Origin of the sequence: Sphingobacterium sp. BIGb0165 (assembly GCF_024810095.1) — a bacterium.
GTDB lineage: Bacteria > Bacteroidota > Bacteroidia > Sphingobacteriales > Sphingobacteriaceae > Sphingobacterium > Sphingobacterium detergens.
In genome coordinates, this window is the sequence record NZ_JANUEB010000009.1 from 237698 (window position 1) to 259998 (window position 22301).

A 22301-nucleotide genomic window follows, 5' to 3' on the forward strand; every position below is an offset into this window, starting at 1 on the left:
TTTATCTATTTTTTGACATTTGTGAAAAATAAAATGGCTGAAATAGAGAAATAACTGCTTATTTATTCAAAGGTGTGATATCGTAAATTTATTTATCTTTGCCCTATGATGTTACAAGCCAAAGGAATTCACAAAGCTTATGGGGCATTACCCATCTTAAAAGGCGTCGACATAACCGTGGAAAAAGGTGAAATCGTAAGTATTGTCGGAGCGTCAGGGGCAGGTAAAAGTACACTTTTGCATATTATCGGAACGCTGGACAAACCTGACCAAGGTTCGATATTTATTGATGGTGTCGATATCCATAAACTGAGTGCCAAAAAGCTGAGTGCATTTCGTAATGAGCATATTGGTTTCGTTTTTCAGTTTCATCATTTATTGCCTGAATTTACTGCGCTGGAAAATGTGTGTATTCCTGCATTTATTCGTGGACAGGGACGAGCTGAAGCTGAAACGAAAGCGAAAGAATTATTGGAGCTACTTGGGGTTTCACATCGTATTGATCATAAGCCTGCTGAGATGTCCGGAGGCGAGCAACAACGTGTGTCTGTCGCTAGGGCTCTGATGAATGATCCTTCAATCATTTTAGCTGATGAACCCTCGGGGAATTTGGATTCCGAAAATGCAGCGGCCTTACATCAACTGTTTTTTGATCTTAGAAACAAATTCCAACAAACATTTATCATCGTAACCCATAATGAAGAATTGGCCCGTATATCGGATCGAACAATTCATATGCGTGACGGATTGGTTGTTTAACTATTTCATAGGAAAGCCATTGCGTTTATAGATCAAGGTAGAGGAAGGAGCCAAACCTGATTTACTGGACAGGTCTTTGAGGGCTTAATTGCCGATGAAAAACAAAATTATTTTGATGAAGAGAATATTGATAACTTTCGGAACTAGACCGCTGGCAATGCGTATTGCTAGAAAACTTTCAGGTAGTTTTGAAGTTCTGTATGCAAGTTCGGAAGAGATTCCCGATTTGCTTTTAAAATCTGGGAATTATACGGCCATTCCAAAGGGCTTGCTACCAACTTTTGCGCATGAGGTGCTAAAATTGAGTTTAGACCAGCGGGTTGATTATGTATTACCTTTAGGTGGTTTCGAACTGGAGCCATTGGCCGAAGCCAAAGTTTTATTTGATGAATATCAGATTTCAGTTCTCGTTCCAGATAAGGATATCCTTGAAACATTTTCCATCATTGAAAATCCTCCAGCTGATCTTCCTTATGTTTTGCTTTCGAAGGGCAATAACTTGTTGGGTGAGGCGATCTATGAAAACACATTGGATGGACTTTTGGTCACTTCGGATTCGGCTGAAGAGTTCGCATTAGTCTGTGTTTCGAAGTAATATGATCCGATTCTCTATGCGTTATCTGTTGGGCATAATCTGTTCAACTTTTTTAATTTAAAGGTCTATTAGTGATGATGTTTCCAGAAGAAAAAAAAGTGTACGTTTTTGAATTGGATGATGTTCTTTTTCCGAAAAAAGACTACTTACTTCAAGTTTATTATCTCTTTGCCAACTTTATAGAATTCACGGAGACTTTTCCTCCACAGGGTGATTTGGTCAACTTTATGAAAAATCATTTGGAAAGTCAGGGTGAAGGATCCCTATTTGAACATGCGCAAGCCACATTTGGATTTGATATGAAGTACAAGGAGCATTTTGAACGACTACATGTAAATGCTGTATTACCACTTAAGTTGCATCTTTTCGATCATATTACTACGCTATTTTCGCAATTGAATGAAGAAGGTAAGGAAATATGTGTTTTGACGAAGGGGAATCCACTGGAACAATTGAACAAGGTGAAATTTGTAGACTGGGGAGAGTTTAGCAATCGGGTGAAAATTTATTTTCAAGATGAGCTTGCTTTCCGGCAGATAGATCCTACTCAATTTTTAGCACAGGAATTTGCAGTAGATATCACTGCGATTCAATTTGTGGACTAAGTTTGCATTGATTATCTTTGTATTATCTACTAACAATGTTTTGACTTTAAAATATACTGAATAAACATTGTTGAAAAAAAATTATGATTAGGGATATAAAAGCCCTATTTTTATATAAAGCCCTTGGATTTATGAATAAAGTGAACAAGCCTGCCACGATTAAGGAAATTGCCAAGAAGCTGAAAATCAGTCCTTCCACGGTTTCAAGAGCATTGAATGACCATCCAAGTATTGGATTGGTAACGACAATGCGTGTGAAAAAAATGGCCGAAGAATTGAACTACGAACCCAATCAAACAGCCATTTTCTTTAAACAGCGTAAAACATTTACCATAGCTGTGATTTTACCTAGCCTTTCAGAACCATTTTTTTCTTTTGCAATCAGCGAAATAGAAAATGTTGCTTCGGCACAACGGTACACTGTTTTAATGGGGCAGTCGTTGGATGATCCTGATCGGGAGGAACAGATTTTGAAAACATTTAAAAATCATAGGGTAGATGGGATCTTGATGTCTATCGGTAAGAAAACAACTAATTTGGAGTTTATCGAGAAATTGGAGTCATCTGGAATCCCAGTTGTCTTTTTTGATTGTGTCCCTAGTTTGCCAAATATCAATAAAGTTCAAAGCGATCTATCCACAGGAATGAATGAGGCTGTTGATGCTTTTGTCGCCCGTGGCCATAAAGTCATTGCTTTGGTCAATGGGCCAAAGACTTTGCCTGCGAGTGAGGATAGAAAGTTAGCCTACTTATCTGCAATGAAGCGAAATGGGATGGATATCTTGGAAAAGAATATTATTGAAACGGACCTGAGTACCGAAGGAAATGAGAAAGCAATGGACAGTATATTTGCGATGTCCGAACGACCTTCAGCGATTATTTCTTTCAATGACTTTGTTACATTGGATTTGATGAAAGCAGCGCGCAACAAAGGGTTGGTTTTAAATCAAGATATCTTCTTTATTAGTTATGCTAATTATCCTCTTTGGCAATACATGGAAAATCCACCAATGGGTCGTATCGAACAGTTTCCAGGTATGCAAGCGCGTAAGGCAGCTGAAATTCTGTTTGAACGAATCGAAAATTCAGATGTCGCAGATCAACAAATTGTATTTAAGTCGAGATTGGTGATGTAATTTTCATCCAAATGAATAACATAAAAAAGAGGGGAAAATCATTCGATTTTCCCCTCTTTTTTATGTTTATAGGTGACTATAAGTGGATCACTTCACCGTATGCATCGGCGCATGCTTCCATGATAGCTTCACTCATTGTTGGGTGCGGATGGATTGTTTTGATCATTTCATGTCCTGTTGTTTCCAATTTACGGGCAACAACAACTTCTGCGATCATTTCGGTAACATTAGCTCCAATAAGGTGGGCCCCTAGGAATTCACCATATTTTGCATCGAAGATAACTTTTACGAAACCGTCTTTTGCTCCAGCTGCTGAAGCTTTTCCTGAAGCAGAGAATGGGAATTTACCTACTTTAACTTCATACCCTGCTTCTTTAGCTGCTTTTTCAGTATAACCGACAGAAGCAATCTCTGGAGAACAATAAGTACATCCAGGGATGTTGTTATAATCGATAGGTTCTACATGAAGACCTTTGATTTTTTCAACACAAGTGATACCTTCTGCCGAAGCAACGTGAGCTAATGCTTGACCTTTAACGATGTCACCGATAGCGTAAACACCTTCAATATTTGTTTTGTAGAAATCGTCTACGACAACACGGCCACGATCAGTTTTTACACCAACCTCTTCCAAGCCTATGTTTTCGATATTAGGAGCAATACCTACCGCAGATAGTACAACTTCTGCCTCGATTACTTCAATACCTTTTTCAGTTTTAATAGAAACCTTGCTTAGTTCTCCAGATGTGTCAACAGATTGAACCTCTGATTTAGTAAGGATATTAATGCCCTGTTTCTTTAAGCTTTTTTCTAGTTGTTTTGAGATTTCTTCATCTTCAACCGGAACGACTCTGTCCATAAACTCAACAATAGTCACTTTTGTTCCAATTGCATTATAGAAATAAGCAAACTCAACACCGATTGCGCCTGAACCAACAACAACTAAAGATTTTGGTTGTTTAGGTAATGTCATAGCTTGGCGGTAGCCAACAATCTTTTTACCATCTTGTGGTAAGTTAGGCAATTCACGTGAACGTGCCCCTGTCGCCAAGATAGTGTGTTTTGCTGCATATTCTTTGGTAGAACCGTCTGCGCCTTTCACATCGATCTTACCACCTTTTTTAATTTTTGCAGTTCCATTGATGACATCAATTTTATTCTTTTTCATCAAGAACTGAATACCTTTACTCATTCCTTCAGCTACGCCGCGGCTTCTTTTGACGATAGCTTCGAAATCAGCCTCACCACCTTGAACATTGATGCCGTAATCTGCGGCATGGTTTAAATATTCAAATACTTGAGCACTTTTCAATAATGCTTTTGTAGGGATACAGCCCCAGTTTAGACAAATTCCGCCTAAAGATTCGCGTTCAATAATCGCTGTTTTGAACCCTAACTGAGCGGCTCTAATGGCAGCAACATACCCGCCTGGACCACTACCGATTACAATGATGTCGTAATTCATATAAATAAATATTCTGTAGTTGAGTGTTATAGCTTCAAATACCAAGGTATTGAACCTTATATTCATTCAAAAGTACGTATTTTTTCTGACGAATATGAACTATTTATTGTAAAATTGGCGGTTTTTGATAAAACAATGTCATTGTATAATGGATAATGTCACGTCTTGGTAAAAGGGCAAAAAATAATGGGTCAACTGTATTTAGAGTCTTATTTTTGAAGTTCACAATACACAGTTTATCATTATGTTAAGAATATTTAGACAGATTGCGTTGTGGGAGGCCATTTCCACGATTTGCTTGTTTTTCATTGCAATGCCACTGAAATATTTTGCTGGAATACCGGAGGCTGTTAAGATCGCAGGATCCATTCATGGCTTTTTTGTCGTTATATTTGTTGTGATGCTCATCATGTCTACTGTCGAATATAAGTGGCCTATTTTAAAAGCTATAAAGTACTTTTTAGCTTCTTTGGTTCCAATCCTTGGATTTTGGGTGGAGTTGGATCTAAAGAAGGAAATCGACGGCAAAAGACAGAAATCCTAATATTGAGATATTCGCATAGAGATCCCAATAGTGTAAGCCCTAAGCTTACAAAGTTAAGCTTTCCGCATGGTGCTTGATAATTTGTGATCGCAAATTTCCAAATTGAGCTTTATAAAAAATACGCATTAATATCAGAGGAACAGGGGAGATGTTTAATCATCCCGCCCTGTTTTCTCGATGCCCATATAAGCATAGGTTATACTATCTTTTCCATGCGGGGCAGGGTTTCCATTCTCGTCCAAATTGACAAACACCAATTTGTCGATGGATAGTATCGTTTTCTTTGAGATTTTATTTCTGACCTCACAACGCATCGTCAATGAAGTTGTTCCGAAATTGATCGCTTCAATACCTAATTCCAAAATATCCCCCTGTTTGGCCGAATTTACAAAGTTTATTTCAGATATAAACTTTGTAACCACTTTAGGATTTCCCAATTGTACAATAGCGTAAATAACCGCTTCTTCATCGATCCAACGCAAAAGTGTTCCGCCGAACAATGTTCCATTTGGGTTAAGGTCTTCGGGTTTGACCCATTTTCTTGTATAAAAATTCATCTGATATAGGTATTTATGACAAAGGGGAAAAGTTTCCTTTTCCCCTTAAGTTTATTCTGTTTAACACTTACGCGTGTATTGCTCTATTTGCGGTTGCGGCTAATGCAGCTTCTTTAATTGCTTCAGTATAGGTCGGGTGAGCATGGCAGATACGTGCGATATCTTCTGCAGATGCACGATATTCCATCGCTACAGTCGCCTCACCGATCATGTCAGCTGCACGCGGACCAATCATATGTACGCCTAATACCTCGTCTGTTGTTGCGTCAGCCAGTACTTTTACAAAACCATCTGTATCACCGGATGCTTTTGCACGGCCAGAAGCTTTGAAAGAGAAAGATCCAGCTTTATATTTCACGCCAGCCTCTTTAAGTTGCTCTTCAGTTTTTCCAACTGAAGCTACTTCAGGCCACGTGTACACAACACCAGGAATCAAGTTGTAGTCTATGTGTGGTTTTTGTCCTGCAATATATTCCGCAACATATACTCCCTCGTCTTCCGCTTTGTGCGCCAACATTGCTCCATTGATGACATCACCAATTGCGAATACACCTTGAACAGAAGTTTCTAAGTGTGCGTTTACAGGGATTTTCTTGCCTCTTTCTTCTAATGCAATGCCGATGTTCTCTAAGCCTAAACCTTCAGAATAAGCTGTACGTCCAACAGCAACGATACAATAGTCGCCATCCAATGTGATTTCTTGTCCCTTTGGATCCTCAGCAGTTACTTTTACAGTTTTACCTTTTGCTGTAGCACCTGTCACTTTATGCCCTAGGTAGAACTCCATGCCTAATGATTTTTTCAAAACACGTTGCAATTCTTTTCCTAAGCCGCCATCCATTGTACCAATGATAGATTTTGCAAATTCAACTACAGAAACTTTTGAACCTAGACGAGCATACACCGAACCTAATTCCAGACCGATTACACCACCGCCGATGACGATAAGGTGTTTTGGGATCTCTTTTAAGTTAAGTGCTTCAGTAGAAGTGATAATTCTTTTTTTGTCAACAGGCAAGAATGGTAACGAAGTCGGTTTTGATCCTGTTGCAATGATGACGTTTTTGGCAGTGATTTGTTCTGTAGAACCATCTGCTTTTGTTATTTTAATGGTGTTTTTATCCACAAATGAACCTACACCTTGGAAACTGTCAATCTTGTTTTTCTTAAATAAGAAAGTGATACCGGCAGTATTTTGCGCAATGACATCGTCTTTACGAGCAATCATCTTTGCCATATCTACCTTGAGATCTTTTAAACTGATGCCGAACGCATCAAAATTATGGGCAGCATTGTGGTAATGCTCCGATGAATCTAAAAGCGCTTTCGAAGGAATACATCCAACGTTAAGACAGGTACCGCCAAATGTGCTATATTTTTCAATAACAGCTGTTTTTAATCCTAATTGGGCACAACGGATAGCTCCTACATATCCGCCTGGACCACTTCCGATTACAATTACGTCGTATTGCATTGATTACGTTTTAATTTTTAGTAGTACAAATTTAGTGATTATTAATGGGATAGGAAATCAAAACTTGCGATTTGTAACCGAATAGACTTACTTTACATTTTTTTGATAAAAGAAGTATTGCTTACTCCCTTTAAAATAATCTAATTTCGATAATTCGTATAGAGGAAAAATATACAGCTAGACATAAAGCCTTAAAGAAGTAGCGCATGCTGATGCATCAACGCCGAAATAGATAGGACTACGAGCAATTGAATATATGCCTACAATGAATCTCAAAAAAGAGGGTGAGACACTACTTTTCTACCTTTGAGCAAAGGGTAGGTGAAGAAAAAGGATATCCAGATTTGAATATCCTTTTCGTTTTTATTTTATTATTCTGCAACGATTTTTCCTTGCATTACTCCATAGTGTCCAGGGAAACTACAGATGAAAGAATATACTCCTTTTTCGAGTGTAAATGTAATTTTATCTGTTTCACCAGGACCCAATAATTTTGTATGGGAAACGATAGAGGATAGGGCTGATTTTGGAACATACTCATCAGCAACCGCTGCTGCCGCTTCAGCACCGAAAGTTGGAAGATCTACACCTGGTTTAAGGATGACAACATTATGTCCCATAGACTCTTTTGGCATGGTACCAGCATTTTTGAAAGATAATTCTACTGGTTCACCAGCTTTAACACGGAATAAGTCCTTGTCAAATTTCATCTGATCGTTACCTTCTAAAGATAAGCTGTTAGATATAGCCACGTTTTCAATTCCAGGTACTGTTTCTGTCGCTTGGTTTTCTGTTGAAGTTGTCGATTCTGTACTAGCTGATTTGCCAGACTTCTCACTGTTTCCGCCACAAGATGCAATTGACAAGGCAACTGCAACTGCTGGTATCATAAAAAGTTTTTTCATTATTACGTTTTGTTAATTCTTTAAAATTAATGATTTCATTGGTAAATAGAAACAATCATTTCAATTTTGACAATAAAGCATCAATTGTTTTATATAATTTGATAGGGTCAAATGGTTTCCCAACGACTTCATTTGCACCTGCATCCATAGCTTCTTGTTGTTCGGCCTTTAAAACCGAGGCAGAGATAGAGATGATGGGCATATTCGCAATTGTTGGATTAGGATGGCGACGTATTTCTTTTATTGCTTCAAAACCACTCATAAGGGGCATATGTGCGTCCATAAATACCAAATCTATTTTTTTTCTGTTTATTTCCTCTAGTGCAAGCTGTCCATTTGTTGCCAGTGTAATTTCGCAGTTCCAACTTTTCAGGATATTCGCTAACATGAAGCTGTTCAATTCGTTGTCTTCGGCAATAAGGATCATTGGTGAATTAAATTTAGGTAACTCTGTATAAAGCACTTGTGTTTCTTTTTCTAGGGGTTTATCTTCTATTTTGTCAAAGGCACATTCAAAAGAAAATATGCTTCCTTTACCATATTCGCTCGATGCGAATACTTTTCCATTGAGAAGGGCAGCGATGCGTTTTACGATTGCTAAGCCCAAGCCGGTACCGCCAAATTTTTTTGTGATACTGTCTTCCCCTTGCTCAAAAGCAATGAATATTTTTTCCAAAGCTTCTTCGGCTATGCCGATGCCTGTGTCTATGACTTGAAACTGTAAACCAATTTGTTGATCGCTTTCCGTCAGAAGGTGAATTTTTAAAATGACCGAGCCCGAGGACGTAAACTTGAAACTATTGGAGATAAAGTTTGTAAGAATCTGCTTTAAACGAAGTGGATCAGTTAAAAAATAACTGTTTATCCGGTCGTCCACATCTATATAAAAATTTAATCCCTTATAATTTGCCTTATCAATAAATAGATTATTCAAATCATCCGTAATATCATGTACCGAAGTGGATTCCATGTTAAGTTTCATCATACCAGAATCGACCTTAGACAGGTCTAATATGTCATTAATGATTGTTAGTAGGTTCTGAGAAGCTGAATCGAGTTTATTGATCCAGTTTTCTTGTTCGATACTAAGCTGTGAGTTTTTTAACATTTGGGTAATCCCCATAATACCATTGATAGGCGTACGGATTTCATGGCTCATATTAGCCAAGAAAGTTTCCTTTGATTTTCTTGCTAATTCAGCTTCCTCTTTTGCTTTAAGAATCGCTTGCTTCGATTCTTCCAAAGCAATATTTTTCTCTTTAATTTCCTGTTGTATTAACAGCTGCTGAACAAAAGATTTGACTTTTGCTATGGTTGCTTCCGGATTAAGAGGTTTATACAGGTAGTCTACAGCTCCACTGTTAAGTCCTTGAATAAGGTACTTATCCTCTTTCGAAATAGCGGTTACCATGATCGGAATAATGTGATTCGTCTTAGGGTTTTTCTTCAAAAAAGTAACAAATTCGAATCCATTGATTTCGGGCATCTGTACATCAACTAAGGCAAGATCTATTTCTTCTTTCCAACAGATTTTTAGGGCTTCGTTGGGATCCGTACTGCTAATTATATTTACATATTCGATATCCTCCAGCAAGGCTGTGAGACTGATAATATTTTCAATTTTATCATCGACGATCAATATATTAATCTTCTTCATTATATCAAATCTAAATACAACTTTAGGTTAATTGCATGATGTAATCCTTTATTTCGGCTATGGTTAAGATCTTATCTTGCGCATTTAATTCTATGGCCGCCTGCGGCATAATTGGAACCTCCGCATCCAGTGGATCTTGTACAAAGGTGCTGCCACCATATTTTTTAATCATCAACAACCCTTGCGCACCGTCCTGATTGGCTCCAGAAAATAAAATAGCGGTACAATTTTCTTTATAGACTTCGGCTGCCGATTCGAAGGTCACATCGATTGATGGCCTTGAATATTGAACGGGTTCAGAGATATCTAAAGAAAAGCTATAATCAGGTTCGATGAGCAAATGATAACCCGCTGGCGCAAAATAGATTGTTCCATCTGCTATGGTTTCTTTATCATCTGCTGTTTTTATTCTCTGCAATAAGGCTTTTGATAGTGTATCTTCAATGCTCGATGCATATTTGGGGTTTCTGTGCACAATAACGATGACCGGTATTTGAATAGGGCGTTCCAATGCTTTTAGGATATTTAGAATAACACTAAACCCACCTGCAGATCCCGCTAATAAAAGAATTTTCCGTTCCATCTTGATCTAACCTATTTTTTGATAAATATTGTGCTTTTTGTTTACAACCTTAAATTTTGTTGCGTTTTTGTAGTTAATTAGCGACTCTTTTGAGCCTAAACATAAAAAGCCAAGGTGGCAGAGCGAATTGTAAAATAAATCCAATACTTTTTCCTGAAGATTTGTGTCGAAGTAAATCAATACATTACGGCAGGTGACCAACTGAAATTCATTAAATACCCGATCGGAAACCAAGCTGTGCTGAGAAAAAAGAACATTCTTCTTAAGGCTATTATTTATCGTAGCGGCATTGTACATCGCTGTATAATATTCTGATAAAGAACTTTTGGGATCCGTTTTAATGAAATTTTCAGAGTAATCTTTCACCTTTGCCAGAGAATAAATGCCTCTTTTGGCTTTTTCCAATACTTTTGTGTTGATATCCGTTCCATAAATAAACGAACGCTGATAGAGCCCGGCTTCTTTTAGTAAAATTGCCAATGAATAGACTTCTTCCCCTGTGGAACAACCTGCACTCCACAACTTAATATGAGGATAGGTTGCCAAATAAGGAAATACATCATTTTTTAACGCTTTGTAAAATTCCGGATCTCTAAACATTTCAGTCACATTGACTGTAATTTCTTGTAAAAGATAAGTACTGAAGCCTGGTTGGTTAATTAATTTAGATTTTAATTCGACCAGATCTAGCTTGTTGAGCTCCATAATTCTGGTGACACGCCGCTTTAAGGATGACCTTGTATATCCGGACACATCGTAGCCGTGGAGGTTTTTGACAACGTCAATAATTTCCTCCAACTCTTCAAAAGTAATCATTGCTGCTATTTTATTGCTTAACTCAACCATACACGCATTAAGGATATCAATTTATCCACATCAACCGGTTTGCTAATATAATCGTTTGCTCCTACAGCGATTGTCTTTTCCCGGTCACCTTTCATAGCCTTCGCTGTAACAGCGATAATGGGAAGGTTCGAAAACTTCTTGTTCTCCCTTATTTTTTCGATGGCTTCATAGCCGTCCATAACGGGCATCATAATGTCCATCAAAACAATATCGATATGCTCATTGCGTGCTAAGATATCCAATGCTTCCTGACCATTATTGGCGATCTCTATTTTCATGTCATAGCTTTCGAACGCGGTACTTAAAGCGAATATATTCCGCATATCATCGTCAGCCAGCAATACGGTCTTGGAAGCCAAATTGTTCTCGTCAAGTACAGATGAACTGTTGCTAAATGAATGATATTCCGTTTTGCTGCTTCGGATTTTATTTAAGAATAAATTGACTTCGTCAATTAATCTATTGTTGGATTTGGCTGATTTTAACACCATGGCCTGACTATGGTGCAAAATTTCTGATGTTTGTTCAGGACTTAACTCCATTGCGGTGTTAATAATAATCGGCAGATCCTTAAATTCACTATTCGACTTGATCTCATTGAGCAGTTCGATTCCAGATTTATCAGGCAGATTTAGATCCATAATGATACAGTCGAAGATTTTTTCCTGAATCAATAGATCGAGCGCCTGACGTGCATCGAATGCCTGAAATATTTGAATATTTTTTTCTTCAAGGGATTGCTTGATAAAATCACTTTGAATTTCTTGATCCTCTACCAATAGAATTTTCTTAATAAGGCGGCTTGTGGATGCTTTGATCTTCAGGAAAGTTTCGGCGAGAGATTCTTCAGAGACTGGTTTGGACATAAACCCGATAGCGCCTGCAGATATCGGTTCATCATGGAGGAATGTTCCTGCAGACATCATGTGTACTGGGATATCCTTCGTCGACGTCGCTTTTTTGAGATTACGCAGTACTTCCCAACCATCCATTTTTGGCAACATGATATCTAATATGATCGCTGCAGGCATTAAGTTTCGTGCTTTGTTGAGTCCGTCCTGTCCGTCATAGCTAATATAAACATCGTACCCATTTTGGATTGCATAATCTTTTAGGATATCTGCAAAGATGAAATCATCTTCGATAATTAGTAGCTTATTGTTTCCATTACTATTGTCAGCCGGCCGGTCTCTTCCGATTGTTATATCTTCTAATTGAAGATATGGCATCGTCGTATTTTTTTCAATGACAGGTAATTCGGAGATTTTTCCACCTTGAATTTCCGCTTCCAATGGCAAACTGAAAATGAACACACTGCCTTCGCCAACTTTACTGTTTAGTGTGATTCTTCCCTTTAATAGACTCGCTATCTCACGGCATATGGAGAGGCCAAGTCCTGTACCACCATATTTGCGGCTGGTGGAACCATCCTCCTGCTTAAAGGCATCAAAGATGAGTTCTTGTTTTTCTGGAGCGATCCCTATACCATTATCTTGGACTGTAAAATATATGGTTCCATCCTCGATATTTATCTTGAGTAATACGGTACCATTTTCACCAGTGAATTTAAATGCATTCGACAATAAATTTTTTAAAACCTGTTGTATGCGATGCTCGTCACCAATAAATTCCTGCGGTGTATCGCCATCAATTTCGACATTGAATTTGATGATCTTTGATTCAGCGGTATCATGAAAAAAGTCTTTAATATAATTAACCAGATAATTCGTGTTGATATGCTCTTTTTGAACTTCGACTTTTCCAGATTCTATTTTTGCTAGATCCAACAACTCGTTGATCAAGTGAAGCAGGTCTGAACCTGCACTATGGATAACGGACGCATACTTTATCTGATCGTCATTCAGGTTTTCCTTTTTGTTGTCCTGCAACAATTTGGCAAGTATAAGAATACTGTTAAGTGGAGTCCTTAATTCGTGACTCATATTTGCCATAAACTCAGACTTATACTTGCTTGATAATTCGACTTCTTCTATTTTCTGAGCGATTGCCTGTCTTGCTTTCTCCAGATCTTCATTTTGAGCGAAGAGTAATTTTGCCTTCTCATCCAATTCATTGTTCGTCTGGATGAGCTCTTCTTGTTGTACCCGTAGCTCTTCTTCGGAAGCTTCTAGTAAATGGGTTTTATGGATTAATTCTTCGTTAGTCGTCCTTAATTCTTCTTGTTGCGCCTCCAGTTCCTCGGTTTGCTGTTGAAGTTCTTCATAGAGATCCGCAAGTTTGCCATGCGTCTGCGCAACTTTAAGAATGATAGCGATGTTACCCTTTACTTTATCCAAGAAATTGAATCGCAACTGTTCCTCTTTTTCATTTACCAGCGGGCAGCATATTTCCATCAACCCTACACAATGATTTTCATAAGTAAATGGAATAATGTAAATTTCAGTCTCGATCCTATTGGATAAAGAAGTCTCTAAAACGAGATGAGCGTGATCAATATCCTTGATTTTCACAACGACATGTTTGTTGGCTACTTCGCCTAAAATACCATCATTTTCCTTAATGCTCTTTTTTACCTGCTGTGTGGAAGCAATCCCTATTTTATGGCATAATTGATACTCCTGATAAGTATCATCAAAAATATAAACTGTACCTCCCAATGCTTTCGTCATATCGGTAATAGCATTTAGGCTGATCTCTGCTATTTTTTTATCGCTATAATCACCACGTAGCTGTTCATCAATATGGTTTATCGCATTTAAAATCCAGTTATCATTATTGGTCTGATCTTGCAGGAGTTGGAGACGGTTGTTTGATTCTTGCTGGCTTTTAACCGTTGACCTTAACACTTTTGAAATAGAGAAAATTTTAGCCAGAATATAGAAAAATCCACTTAAACCGATCGCAATGAAGAGATAAGTAATGTTTTGTGCGAGCTGAAGATCGTTTCTGGACTTTTCCAGTCGATTTGCTCTTTGATCGAGCAGATCCCTAGATAATATATCGATCTGATTGAAAATAGCTGTTTTTTGTTCGTGGATGTACGGCGGTAAAGTGCCGTTGTTAGTTTTGGCGTAGGCTATATCTTTATCAAAATCATAGAAAAGGGCAATTTCTTTACGCATAGTTTCGATCGCATGTGGTGAAACTGTATAGAAATCATCCACTTTACTAATAGCTCTCAATGACTCATCTGCCTTTTTTCGTCCGAGCTGGTAAGGAATAAATAATGCTGGATCTCTTTTTGTGAAATAATGAAGTTTAACATCATTGATCTCATCTATGTTTGATCTAACTTCATTGATAACATTAAACCTATTTTCGGCTATACGAACGATATTACGTTCGTTATCCAGAATATGATGCAAAGAGATAAAAAAGTATAGGGCAGAAATAAAAATAAGCAAAAAAGAAATTATCACGCCTATGGTAATTTGCTTTCTATAGTTTTCTTGATCCATGCGAGAATGAGTTTAATGAATTTTGGTCACCCAACTATCGTTCATTTTTCTGTAGGTAGTTTTCCTGATATTACCTGGGGAAAAAAAGATATATGTAAAATAACAAAAAAACTTGCTATTCTTAAAATAGTCACAAATACGAATAGATACAATATTGTAAATAATGGAAGAAAAAGTCCTAATAAAACAAAACCCTGATGATGGGCACCAGGGTTTGTTACTAACCAATTATAAACCTAAATTATGAAAAGACTTTTTAAGGGCGACCAAACTAAATTAGTTGCCGTGTTTTTTGCTCTGAAAAACTAAGTTGATTGTTTTTTTAATCTTATGCAGCTTTTAACAGAATTACCTGTTTCAATAGCGCTGTTAGTGTTTTCATAGCGAGATAACCTTTAATTATCTTCTACAAAGATACGGTAAATATCAGGTTCTATCCAAATGTTTTTTATAATAAGTTGCTAATACAACTATGTTGTGACAAATAAATGATATTTTGGCTTATTTGAATAATTTACTGTCAGAAATCCAATAAATAAGACGATATAGGGTAATCGTATATTTAACTGAAATGCCTTATTTTTACAAAAATATATTTCGATGGTACTGACTGAATTTAAAACGATAAAAGGATTTGTATTGGATGTGGATGGAGTATTGACAGATGGAACTGTACAAGTCAACGAGAGGGGAGAACAGCTTCGATCTTTTAATATCAAAGATGGATATGCGATGCAATTGGCTATAAAAAAGGGCTATCCAATCTTTGTCATTACTGGTGGAGCTTCAAAAGGGGTGGAACTGCGTCTACAAGGATTGGGGGTTAAAGAAATTCACTCCCGTGTCTCAGATAAACTTTCGCTATTGAAAGCATTGGCTAATGCGTATAATCTTGGACTTGATCAATTAATGTATATCGGGGATGATATTCCTGATTTTAGTTGCATGCGATCTGTTGGTTTGGCTGTGTCACCGGCAGATGCTGTTGAGGAAATCAAGAAGATATCGCATTATATTTCTGGTTTTAATGGTGGAAAAGGAGTCGTACGGGAACTGATCGAAAAAGTACTTAAAGTACAGGGAAATTGGTACGAGGATGAAACGATAAAAAGCATTTAATGATGTTAGAAAATTTAAAGAATAAGACGGTTATCTTGGGTTCTCAATCGCCTAGGCGGAAACAATTATTATCAGGATTAGGAATCGAGTTTGAGATAGAAGTTCGGGAGACTGAGGAGTATGTTGATCCGAGTCTTTCTGCCATTGAGGCAGTTCGTCAGATCGCATTGCAAAAAGTGAAAGCTTTTGCGGATAAATCGGACTGTTTGGTTATCTGTGCCGATACAGTTGTTGTTTCAACAGCCGGTGAGATTTTGGGTAAACCAAAGACTGCGGCTGAAGCTATGCAGACTTTAGAAAATTTATCCGGAAAGAAGCATTTGGTCATCACTGCTGTCGCTACACAGTGGCAAGGTATAGTACATTCCTTTGTGGAAACGACAACAGTCTATTTTCATGTCTTGGATCGGGATGAGATAGACTATTATGTTACTAATTTTTCGCCCCTTGATAAAGCTGGGTCCTATGGTATTCAGGAATGGATTGGTTTAATTGGCATTGAGAAGATAGAAGGTGAGTATAATAATGTTGTCGGGCTACCGACAGTACGGTTATATCAGGAATTGAAAAACTTAATATAAAAAAAGCGGCTTAGCCGCTTTTTTTATATTAACTCAGTACTATTTTATGAAATAACGTACCCCTGTATAAAACATTCGTCCTGTTAAGGGGCCCCATAACATGGAGGTATCAAAGTAATTTCCGAAGGGTTGATCCGCTGCAAGGATCGGTGTTTTCTGGAAATAGTTTGAAAGATTTTCCCCTCCTAAATAAACGGTGAAGTTTTTGTCCTTTCCAAATGTTTTGCTGATCTGCGCATTCATCGTAGCATATGTTTTTGATTCGGTTGGCATCTGGTATTCAACCGGGTTGTCCATGGTTGAAGGTATACGTTTTGGTCCAACAACGTTTAACGTATAATCTAGGCTCCATCCGGAATGATGATTATAGGCTAAATTGACAAAACCACGGTGTTTAGCTAACAAAGGTTTGGTTTTTCTTCCACTCTGAAAGTCGGTCTGTACATCCAATAGACGGTAAGCTAATCTCGTTTCAAAATGTGGAGCAGGCATAAACCTAAATTCCGTCTGCAAACTGTTTGAAAATGATTTTCCTGTTAAGTTGTAAAAACTGATTTCTCTTGGATTCTCGTAGTCGACCACGACCTGATTGGAAAAGCTGTTATGGAAAAATTCAACCGAGGCAGAAGCTTCTCTTCCAAATATGCGCATGTTTTGATCAACCGCAATTCCTGTGTTCCAGGAAACTTCTGGTTGTAAGCCATAGGCTTTATTATAAATATCCTGGGACTGAATGATCAGTCTTCTACTACTGGCCAAAACGGCTGTATTCTCCGCAAAGATATTTGCTGTACGCTGACCTCTTCCTGAGCTTGCACGGAATGTAGTTCCAGCAATAGGAGCATAGCGTAAATTTAACCGTGGTGTTGTAAACCATCCATACAATGAGTTGTAATCTTGACGTAGACCCACTACTGCATCAAATTTTTCGGATGGACTGAAGGTATATTCTGCAAATGCACCTGAAACGACTTCTTTACGTTTGAAATTTTGATCTGTTAAATACCATTCATCGTAGTTATCGTAATTGATAGAGGCACCAACACGATATTTATGGGCTACAGTACCTATGATATCCTGGAACAATAGGTTAGCGTAACCATTCTGTTGCTCAGAATTGTAGTTTTTTAGTCCAAAATAACTTTTTTGATTGTAGTTGGAACCAGCTAATTGTAAACCGATACTGCGGTGTTTGTTCTCAGGAAATACATAACCGATTTTAGCAAAACCTTCAACACGTTCGATGTCAAAACCAAGACCATAACGATTAGTAGTGCCCTTATCTGTTTTTTTGTTAAAATCTATTTGCCCACCAGTACGATCATCATTTAAATACTTCACGCCAAATTGTACCATTAGGCCTTTACCGTTCTCATACAACCAACGGTTTACTCCCGAGAAAAGATTACCAACGGGCACATCCCTAAATCCATTGTGGCTAAAATTCATGGATTTATTGTACATAAAGTTGTCGTGTAATAACACCGATGTCGACCAATGTTGTCCTAATTTTTGTGAAAGATTCAAATTCACATCAGTACGTCCCATATTATTGGCATAGGCGTTAAAAAATAGCCTTTCGGAGTTTTGAGGTTTTTTTAGTTCCACGTTGATCTGACCGGCCATACTTTCGTATCCATTAGCTACAGAACCAACCCCCTTGGCAATTTGAATAGATTCGATCCAAGTACCAGCAATGGAATTAAGTCCTAGTGGAGACGCCAGACCGCGCGGTCCAGGTAAGTTTTCTACCGTCAATTGTGTATAAATACCACTTAAGCCAAGCATCTGAATTTGTTTACTACCAGTTACAGCATCAGCACTGATCACATCCACAGAGGCGTTGGTCTCAAAGCTTTCACTTAAATCACAACAGGCAGCTTTAAATAATTCTTTGCCAGTCAGTACCTCCAGTCTTGCAGGTGTCATACGGTCAATATAAGTGGATTTACGTGTTCCTTTAACTTCGACCTCCATCAATACATTACCTTTGGCTGTAATCATGACAACCTCGTGTAAGTCTTTAATTGTGATCGTATCGGATTTCATTCCAACGTAACTGACAACAAGTTTGTCAAAACCTTCTTTGTGTTCTAACTTAAATACACCATTCTCATTACTTCGGGTGTTTCTGCTTGGCAAATTCGCCCAATGTAAATTAGCTCCAACAATAGGTTTTAGATCACCTTTTTCATTCTCTTCGACAACAACACCTGTCACGGTATGTGGATGATCATGATGTCCAACTTCGACAGATACTGTCTTTTTTTCGGGAACTTGTCCGTTTTCCAATCTGGGATACATACAACATTCATGAAGCTTTGCATAGGATTCGTCACTTGCAACCAGATTGTCTACATCGTGTCCGACTTGGGCAATATTCTTTTTGATTGTTTCCAGTTCAACTTTTTGTACATTGTATTTAACATGTAGCAAATTATCACTCGCGTTCCACACAGCGCTTTCGACACCTTGTAATTTTGCCGCTGTCTCGATCCTTTTTTTACACATCGCACAGTTACCAGCTACAGTAAGCGTTCTTGTGCTGTCGCTTTGTGCCTGCGCAATTGTGAAGGAAAATAACAATAAAAGGGTTGTTGTATATAGTTGTTTTAAAATTTGATTCATAGTTTTTTGATAATGGACAGCCTAAAAAAAGTGCATAGCATGTAAGGTCGAAGGTAATATCTTCGACGTTTATTTTGATTAAAAATCTAAAAATTAGGAAATCAAATTCTGAAACTCTGATTTAGAATAAATACAGAAGGACTGTATCTCTTTAGGAAGGTGTTCTGATTTGTACTTTGTTTGGATGAACTATCCTCATCTGCCGAAAATTGGTAATAATTATGTATCCAGTGAAGGGTAATAATGGCCGGAGAAAAACTATTGAAATTGAGTGTCTGAGATAATCTGTTGAAATCATCTACTTTTTGGGCAGCGATGGTTACATCCTTGCAACTACCTTCCTGATGACAGTGGTTCTGATGTTTTTTTTCTGACTTGGCACACATCGGACAATGAGCAGTTTGATTTTGGCTTAATGATACACTTTGTGCTTCTCCTTGACAGAAATGGAAATGTAGGGTTGCACCACTTGCTGCGAGCAAATAAAAAAATAAGCCGATAAACAATGCAATTTTCCTCATCCCAACAAAAGTAGAGAAAATTTGTATTTTTTTTTTGTAATATTTTGGATAAATGTTATAACTTGTACATAAGAAATGAAAAACCAAAAATTACCGTTATGATGTGCCTTTTATTTATTAACTCCATCAGTTTATATTTATTAGCTGTTTTTTTGATCGTTGGTGCAGTTTTACTGTATAAAGGATTCTACCACGTTATTCGTCGTATACAAGAATAATATCGAAAGGTATGGTTTGTAGTGTGATGATTTCTGAAAATAAAAGATTTCAGACGTATTAACTATTTGTTGCAATAATCACCGTTAGGCGAGGCTATCTCCTTTCGAAAATAACCCCGTTTAAATTTATTGTCATCGGCTTAATAGTGGGTCACTTTTTCCGCTTTTTCCAACTTCTATACGGCCTGCATATTGCTCTTGGAATGTATTGCAATCTTTGCAGCTGATACGGAAATCATACCAAAAACTTTGTTTGGAAAGATCAAACTTAATCGTTGTTGACTCGCCACTTTTGAGTTGGACTTCTTTTTTGCCCTGCCCGTAGCTGATGTCCTCAAGTAAGAGCAAATGACTTTTTTTGTCTTGATTTATACAAGTGAACAACAAACGACCCGTAAATGATTTTTCATCTCTGCTCTTTTCATAGGTACAACGGATTTTGATATTTGGATGTTTAGTATAGCCTTTAAACATACGATAAAATCCATTTGGTCCATGTACATCAAGTTGAAATAGTTCGTTGTCAAACGCATGGATAGCCCAATTGTCTGACAAACTGCCTCCAGGGGATACGGCGTAGTTACGGGAAGTCCCAATCTCGCCCTTATAAGGAGTACTATGATATACTGTAAATGGTGAACCCGCAGTGCGTTTCCCAAATATCTTGTTCGAAGCTTCAAATGTCAGTTGATACCTTCCATCAGATAGATATTCTCCATGTGTGTAAAGTTCATAGGGGAGCGTGCAGGAGTCGCGAAGCCCTTCTTCTTGTTTCGGAAAATAAGATGAATGGGCTGGATCTTGCTCAATCTGCTTAATCTCATCTGCAGTTAATGCTTTGAATCCCATCGGAAGACCTTTAAACTTCGCCTGGTGGATCTCTTTGATAAATGGCTGACGTTCTAATACCAATGGCTTTTTGATTACCTCTCCATTATAAGGTCTAAAAGCAGAAGTGAGATCTCCACAGACCGTACGTCGCCAGCTGCTCACATTGGTTTCCTTTGCTTCTTTATTTATTTTGTGGCTGATAAATTTCTCTAAAAACTGCAAGCTTGAAGTATGGTCAAATACCTGTGAGTTTACCCAACCACCCCTTGTCCAGGGGGAAGCAATGATTAAAGGGACACGATACCCCAAGCCGATGTTGCTTTCTCTTCCACTTTCGGGGTAATACTGTTCGTCGCGACGCACAAATTCCAATTTTGGGTCAATATCTGGAGACACTTTACCGCTATCTGCTTCATAGGGATTAGGAGCCGTAAAAGGAGCAAAGTGATCAAAATAACCGTCATTCTCATCATAGGTAAGGATAAAGATTGTCTTTTTCCAGACTTCCGGATTTTGTGTTAGGATATCCATAATTTCACTCACATACCAGGCGCCAAACCAAGGAGAGTCTGGATGATCCGAGAAAAGCTGAGGTGGAGCAAGCCAGGATACCGTTGGTAGTTTACCCGCTTCGACATCTTTTCTAAATTGGTATAACACATCACCTTTTGGGATTTGCAGTTCCCGTTGATGCTCGCCTTCCTGATAATGCATTGTTTCGAGCTCCATGTAATCGGGCTGTGCACTGTTATTCACAAATGCACGACGATGAATATCTTTCGTTCGTTCATCAAGTTTTTCAAAATTTTCCGCTGTGTATTGTTGTAGTTCTTCCAGCACATGTTGAATTTCCTTATGTAACTTTTCAAGTGCGTCTTTGGTCGATGTGGTAGCTATTTTCAGTTCCAGTTCTTCTTTTTTGCGTGCAAGCAGCTCTCTATAGCGAGGACTATATTTGACTTGATACTGAGGGAAATATTCCATGGGGTTACATCCAAAATTCGCTAACCAGCCATTGGCTTCGCCACTGTATCCAGCACTACTTGAGGAAATCTCATTCTGATATATTTTCCAGTCTACGCCAAGTGCTGAAAGACGTTCTGGGAAAGTCTTCCAGTTCGCTTTACCACTAAATTCTGAATCACCGTTCCATACCAATGCCTTTCCGTTTAAATTTTCTCGAATATTAGCTGTCCAAAAATAGAGTCTATTGGGATTTGTACCTGTAATACTTGAACAGAAATGTTGATCGCAGATCGTGAAAGAATCTGCCAGTGAATAGTAGAATGGAATGTCTTCTCGCGTATAATGTCCCATCGTCAGTGGAAGGTCTGCAAATTCTTTAAATCCAGAATGTTTGACATCTAACCATTTGTCCATCTTTCCCTTGTTTCGGGCATCGGTTTGATCGGTCCAATTATGAGGCAAACATCCCATCCATGTAATTTTTGAATCTTTAATATCCAATCGGAAAGGAGCGTATGTTTCACCTGTTTTTTGCGTCTGTAACCACACTTTGTTTCTGTTTGGCTGGCGGATCGCCCTTGGGTCATTGAAACCCCGCACTCCCCGTAGTGTACCAAAAGCATGATCAAAGGATCTATTTTCCTGCATCAGTAGAACCACATGTTCAGCATCATAAAAGGTGCTCCCCAAAGCGGGGTTGATGGCCATTGCTTTTGCAATAGCAGAAGGAAGGCCCTGAGAAAGTGAGGCCCCTCCGGCGAGCATTGCCGCTTTTTTTAGAAAATCTCTTCTTGTGTCCATGTTTTAGTTTATTTGGCTGGTCATATATCGAAACGTATGTTTTTTCAAATATTGGTTTTTACAGCGTGATTATAAAATAAACAAGCGTTCA

General features: G+C 38.1%; 18 protein-coding genes. 7 read left to right on the forward strand and 11 right to left on the reverse strand.

The window, feature by feature from the left end:
* Window positions 1-108 precede the first annotated feature (108 nt).
* The 4 genes from M2408_RS20960 (at window position 109) to M2408_RS20975 (ending at window position 3095) form a co-directional block, all read left to right on the forward strand.
* Window positions 109-759, forward strand: coding sequence for an ABC transporter ATP-binding protein (locus M2408_RS20960; protein WP_208642616.1), 651 nt, complete (start codon window positions 109-111; stop codon window positions 757-759).
* Between the two features lie 115 nt (window positions 760-874).
* Window positions 875-1354 (forward strand): hypothetical protein, encoded by a 480-nt coding sequence (locus M2408_RS20965; protein ID WP_259186395.1) that lies wholly within the window; start codon window positions 875-877, stop codon window positions 1352-1354.
* A gap of 74 nt (window positions 1355-1428) precedes the next feature.
* On the forward strand, window positions 1429-1959 hold the full coding sequence (locus tag M2408_RS20970; RefSeq protein ID WP_259186398.1) for an HAD family hydrolase: 531 nt from the start codon (window positions 1429-1431) through the stop codon (window positions 1957-1959).
* A gap of 131 nt (window positions 1960-2090) precedes the next feature.
* Window positions 2091-3095 (forward strand): LacI family DNA-binding transcriptional regulator, encoded by a 1005-nt coding sequence (locus tag M2408_RS20975; RefSeq protein WP_259186399.1) that lies wholly within the window; start codon window positions 2091-2093, stop codon window positions 3093-3095.
* A gap of 76 nt (window positions 3096-3171) precedes the next feature.
* On the opposite strand, the gene lpdA (M2408_RS20980) is transcribed toward M2408_RS20975, so the two are convergent.
* Window positions 3172-4560 (reverse strand): dihydrolipoyl dehydrogenase, encoded by a 1389-nt coding sequence (gene lpdA, locus M2408_RS20980; RefSeq protein ID WP_259186400.1) that lies wholly within the window; start codon window positions 4558-4560, stop codon window positions 3172-3174.
* 244 nt (window positions 4561-4804) lie between these two features.
* On the opposite strand from lpdA (M2408_RS20980), the gene M2408_RS20985 reads away from it, so the two are divergent.
* The gene (locus M2408_RS20985) at window positions 4805-5104 is read left to right on the forward strand and encodes a DUF3817 domain-containing protein (RefSeq protein ID WP_120261536.1); all 300 of its coding nucleotides are present in this window, start codon (window positions 4805-4807) and stop codon (window positions 5102-5104) included.
* 152 nt (window positions 5105-5256) lie between these two features.
* Here M2408_RS20985 and M2408_RS20990 read toward each other — a convergent pair whose 3' ends face one another.
* The 7 genes from M2408_RS20990 to M2408_RS21020 form a co-directional block, all read right to left on the reverse strand.
* The gene (locus M2408_RS20990; RefSeq protein ID WP_259186401.1) at window positions 5257-5661 is read right to left on the reverse strand and encodes an acyl-CoA thioesterase; all 405 of its coding nucleotides are present in this window, start codon (window positions 5659-5661) and stop codon (window positions 5257-5259) included.
* A gap of 67 nt (window positions 5662-5728) precedes the next feature.
* A complete protein-coding gene (lpdA, locus tag M2408_RS20995) occupies window positions 5729-7135 on the reverse strand; it encodes a dihydrolipoyl dehydrogenase (protein ID WP_259186402.1) in 1407 nt (468 codons plus the stop codon).
* A gap of 371 nt (window positions 7136-7506) precedes the next feature.
* Window positions 7507-8040: a plastocyanin/azurin family copper-binding protein gene (locus M2408_RS21000; RefSeq protein ID WP_120261539.1), complete on the reverse strand. Its 534-nt coding sequence runs from the start codon at window positions 8038-8040 to the stop codon at window positions 7507-7509.
* 55 nt (window positions 8041-8095) lie between these two features.
* Entirely contained in the window at window positions 8096-9697 is a 1602-nt protein-coding gene (locus tag M2408_RS21005) for a response regulator (RefSeq protein ID WP_259186403.1), read from the reverse strand.
* A gap of 22 nt (window positions 9698-9719) precedes the next feature.
* Entirely contained in the window at window positions 9720-10280 is a 561-nt protein-coding gene (locus M2408_RS21010) for a chemotaxis protein CheB (protein WP_259186404.1), read from the reverse strand.
* Window positions 10281-10286: 6 nt separating this feature from the next.
* Window positions 10287-11096: a protein-glutamate O-methyltransferase CheR gene (locus tag M2408_RS21015; protein WP_259186405.1), complete on the reverse strand. Its 810-nt coding sequence runs from the start codon at window positions 11094-11096 to the stop codon at window positions 10287-10289.
* Between the two features lie 17 nt (window positions 11097-11113).
* Window positions 11114-14545: a response regulator gene (locus tag M2408_RS21020; protein ID WP_259186406.1), complete on the reverse strand. Its 3432-nt coding sequence runs from the start codon at window positions 14543-14545 to the stop codon at window positions 11114-11116.
* Between the two features lie 600 nt (window positions 14546-15145).
* Here M2408_RS21020 and M2408_RS21025 point away from each other — a divergent pair.
* Window positions 15146-15664 (forward strand): HAD family hydrolase, encoded by a 519-nt coding sequence (locus tag M2408_RS21025; RefSeq protein WP_259186407.1) that lies wholly within the window; start codon window positions 15146-15148, stop codon window positions 15662-15664.
* On the forward strand, window positions 15664-16245 hold the full coding sequence (locus tag M2408_RS21030) for a nucleoside triphosphate pyrophosphatase (protein ID WP_259186408.1): 582 nt from the start codon (window positions 15664-15666) through the stop codon (window positions 16243-16245). Before M2408_RS21025 ends, M2408_RS21030 begins: the two co-directional genes overlap by 1 nt.
* A gap of 39 nt (window positions 16246-16284) precedes the next feature.
* Here the strand turns inward: M2408_RS21030 and M2408_RS21035 are convergent, their stop codons facing one another.
* The 3 genes from M2408_RS21035 to M2408_RS21045 form a co-directional block, all read right to left on the reverse strand.
* Window positions 16285-18873 (reverse strand): TonB-dependent receptor domain-containing protein, encoded by a 2589-nt coding sequence (locus M2408_RS21035; RefSeq protein WP_259186409.1) that lies wholly within the window; start codon window positions 18871-18873, stop codon window positions 16285-16287.
* 101 nt (window positions 18874-18974) lie between these two features.
* On the reverse strand, window positions 18975-19394 hold the full coding sequence (locus tag M2408_RS21040) for an HYC_CC_PP family protein (protein ID WP_259186410.1): 420 nt from the start codon (window positions 19392-19394) through the stop codon (window positions 18975-18977).
* A 350-nt stretch (window positions 19395-19744) separates the two neighbouring features.
* A complete protein-coding gene (locus tag M2408_RS21045) occupies window positions 19745-22210 on the reverse strand; it encodes a phosphocholine-specific phospholipase C (RefSeq protein ID WP_259186411.1) in 2466 nt (821 codons plus the stop codon).
* Window positions 22211-22301 lie beyond the last annotated feature (91 nt).

What these genes read in the sequence shown, in the direction of transcription:
- M2408_RS20960 (WP_208642616.1), top strand. Translation starts at nt 109, where the DNA reads ATGTTACAAGCCAAAGGAATTCACAAAGCTTATGGGGCATTACCCATC.
- M2408_RS20965 (WP_259186395.1), top strand. Translation starts at nt 875, where the DNA reads ATGAAGAGAATATTGATAACTTTCGGAACTAGACCGCTGGCAATGCGT.
- M2408_RS20970 (WP_259186398.1), top strand. Translation starts at nt 1,429, where the DNA reads ATGATGTTTCCAGAAGAAAAAAAAGTGTACGTTTTTGAATTGGATGAT.
- M2408_RS20975 (WP_259186399.1), top strand. Translation starts at nt 2,091, where the DNA reads ATGAATAAAGTGAACAAGCCTGCCACGATTAAGGAAATTGCCAAGAAG.
- lpdA (WP_259186400.1), bottom strand. Translation starts at nt 4,560, where the DNA reads ATGAATTACGACATCATTGTAATCGGTAGTGGTCCAGGCGGGTATGTT.
- M2408_RS20985 (WP_120261536.1), top strand. Translation starts at nt 4,805, where the DNA reads ATGTTAAGAATATTTAGACAGATTGCGTTGTGGGAGGCCATTTCCACG.
- M2408_RS20990 (WP_259186401.1), bottom strand. Translation starts at nt 5,661, where the DNA reads ATGAATTTTTATACAAGAAAATGGGTCAAACCCGAAGACCTTAACCCA.
- lpdA (WP_259186402.1), bottom strand. Translation starts at nt 7,135, where the DNA reads ATGCAATACGACGTAATTGTAATCGGAAGTGGTCCAGGCGGATATGTA.
- M2408_RS21000 (WP_120261539.1), bottom strand. Translation starts at nt 8,040, where the DNA reads ATGAAAAAACTTTTTATGATACCAGCAGTTGCAGTTGCCTTGTCAATT.
- M2408_RS21005 (WP_259186403.1), bottom strand. Translation starts at nt 9,697, where the DNA reads ATGAAGAAGATTAATATATTGATCGTCGATGATAAAATTGAAAATATT.
- M2408_RS21010 (WP_259186404.1), bottom strand. Translation starts at nt 10,280, where the DNA reads ATGGAACGGAAAATTCTTTTATTAGCGGGATCTGCAGGTGGGTTTAGT.
- M2408_RS21015 (WP_259186405.1), bottom strand. Translation starts at nt 11,096, where the DNA reads ATGATTACTTTTGAAGAGTTGGAGGAAATTATTGACGTTGTCAAAAAC.
- M2408_RS21020 (WP_259186406.1), bottom strand. Translation starts at nt 14,545, where the DNA reads ATGGATCAAGAAAACTATAGAAAGCAAATTACCATAGGCGTGATAATT.
- M2408_RS21025 (WP_259186407.1), top strand. Translation starts at nt 15,146, where the DNA reads ATGGTACTGACTGAATTTAAAACGATAAAAGGATTTGTATTGGATGTG.
- M2408_RS21030 (WP_259186408.1), top strand. Translation starts at nt 15,664, where the DNA reads ATGATGTTAGAAAATTTAAAGAATAAGACGGTTATCTTGGGTTCTCAA.
- M2408_RS21035 (WP_259186409.1), bottom strand. Translation starts at nt 18,873, where the DNA reads ATGAATCAAATTTTAAAACAACTATATACAACAACCCTTTTATTGTTA.
- M2408_RS21040 (WP_259186410.1), bottom strand. Translation starts at nt 19,394, where the DNA reads ATGAGGAAAATTGCATTGTTTATCGGCTTATTTTTTTATTTGCTCGCA.
- M2408_RS21045 (WP_259186411.1), bottom strand. Translation starts at nt 22,210, where the DNA reads ATGGACACAAGAAGAGATTTTCTAAAAAAAGCGGCAATGCTCGCCGGA.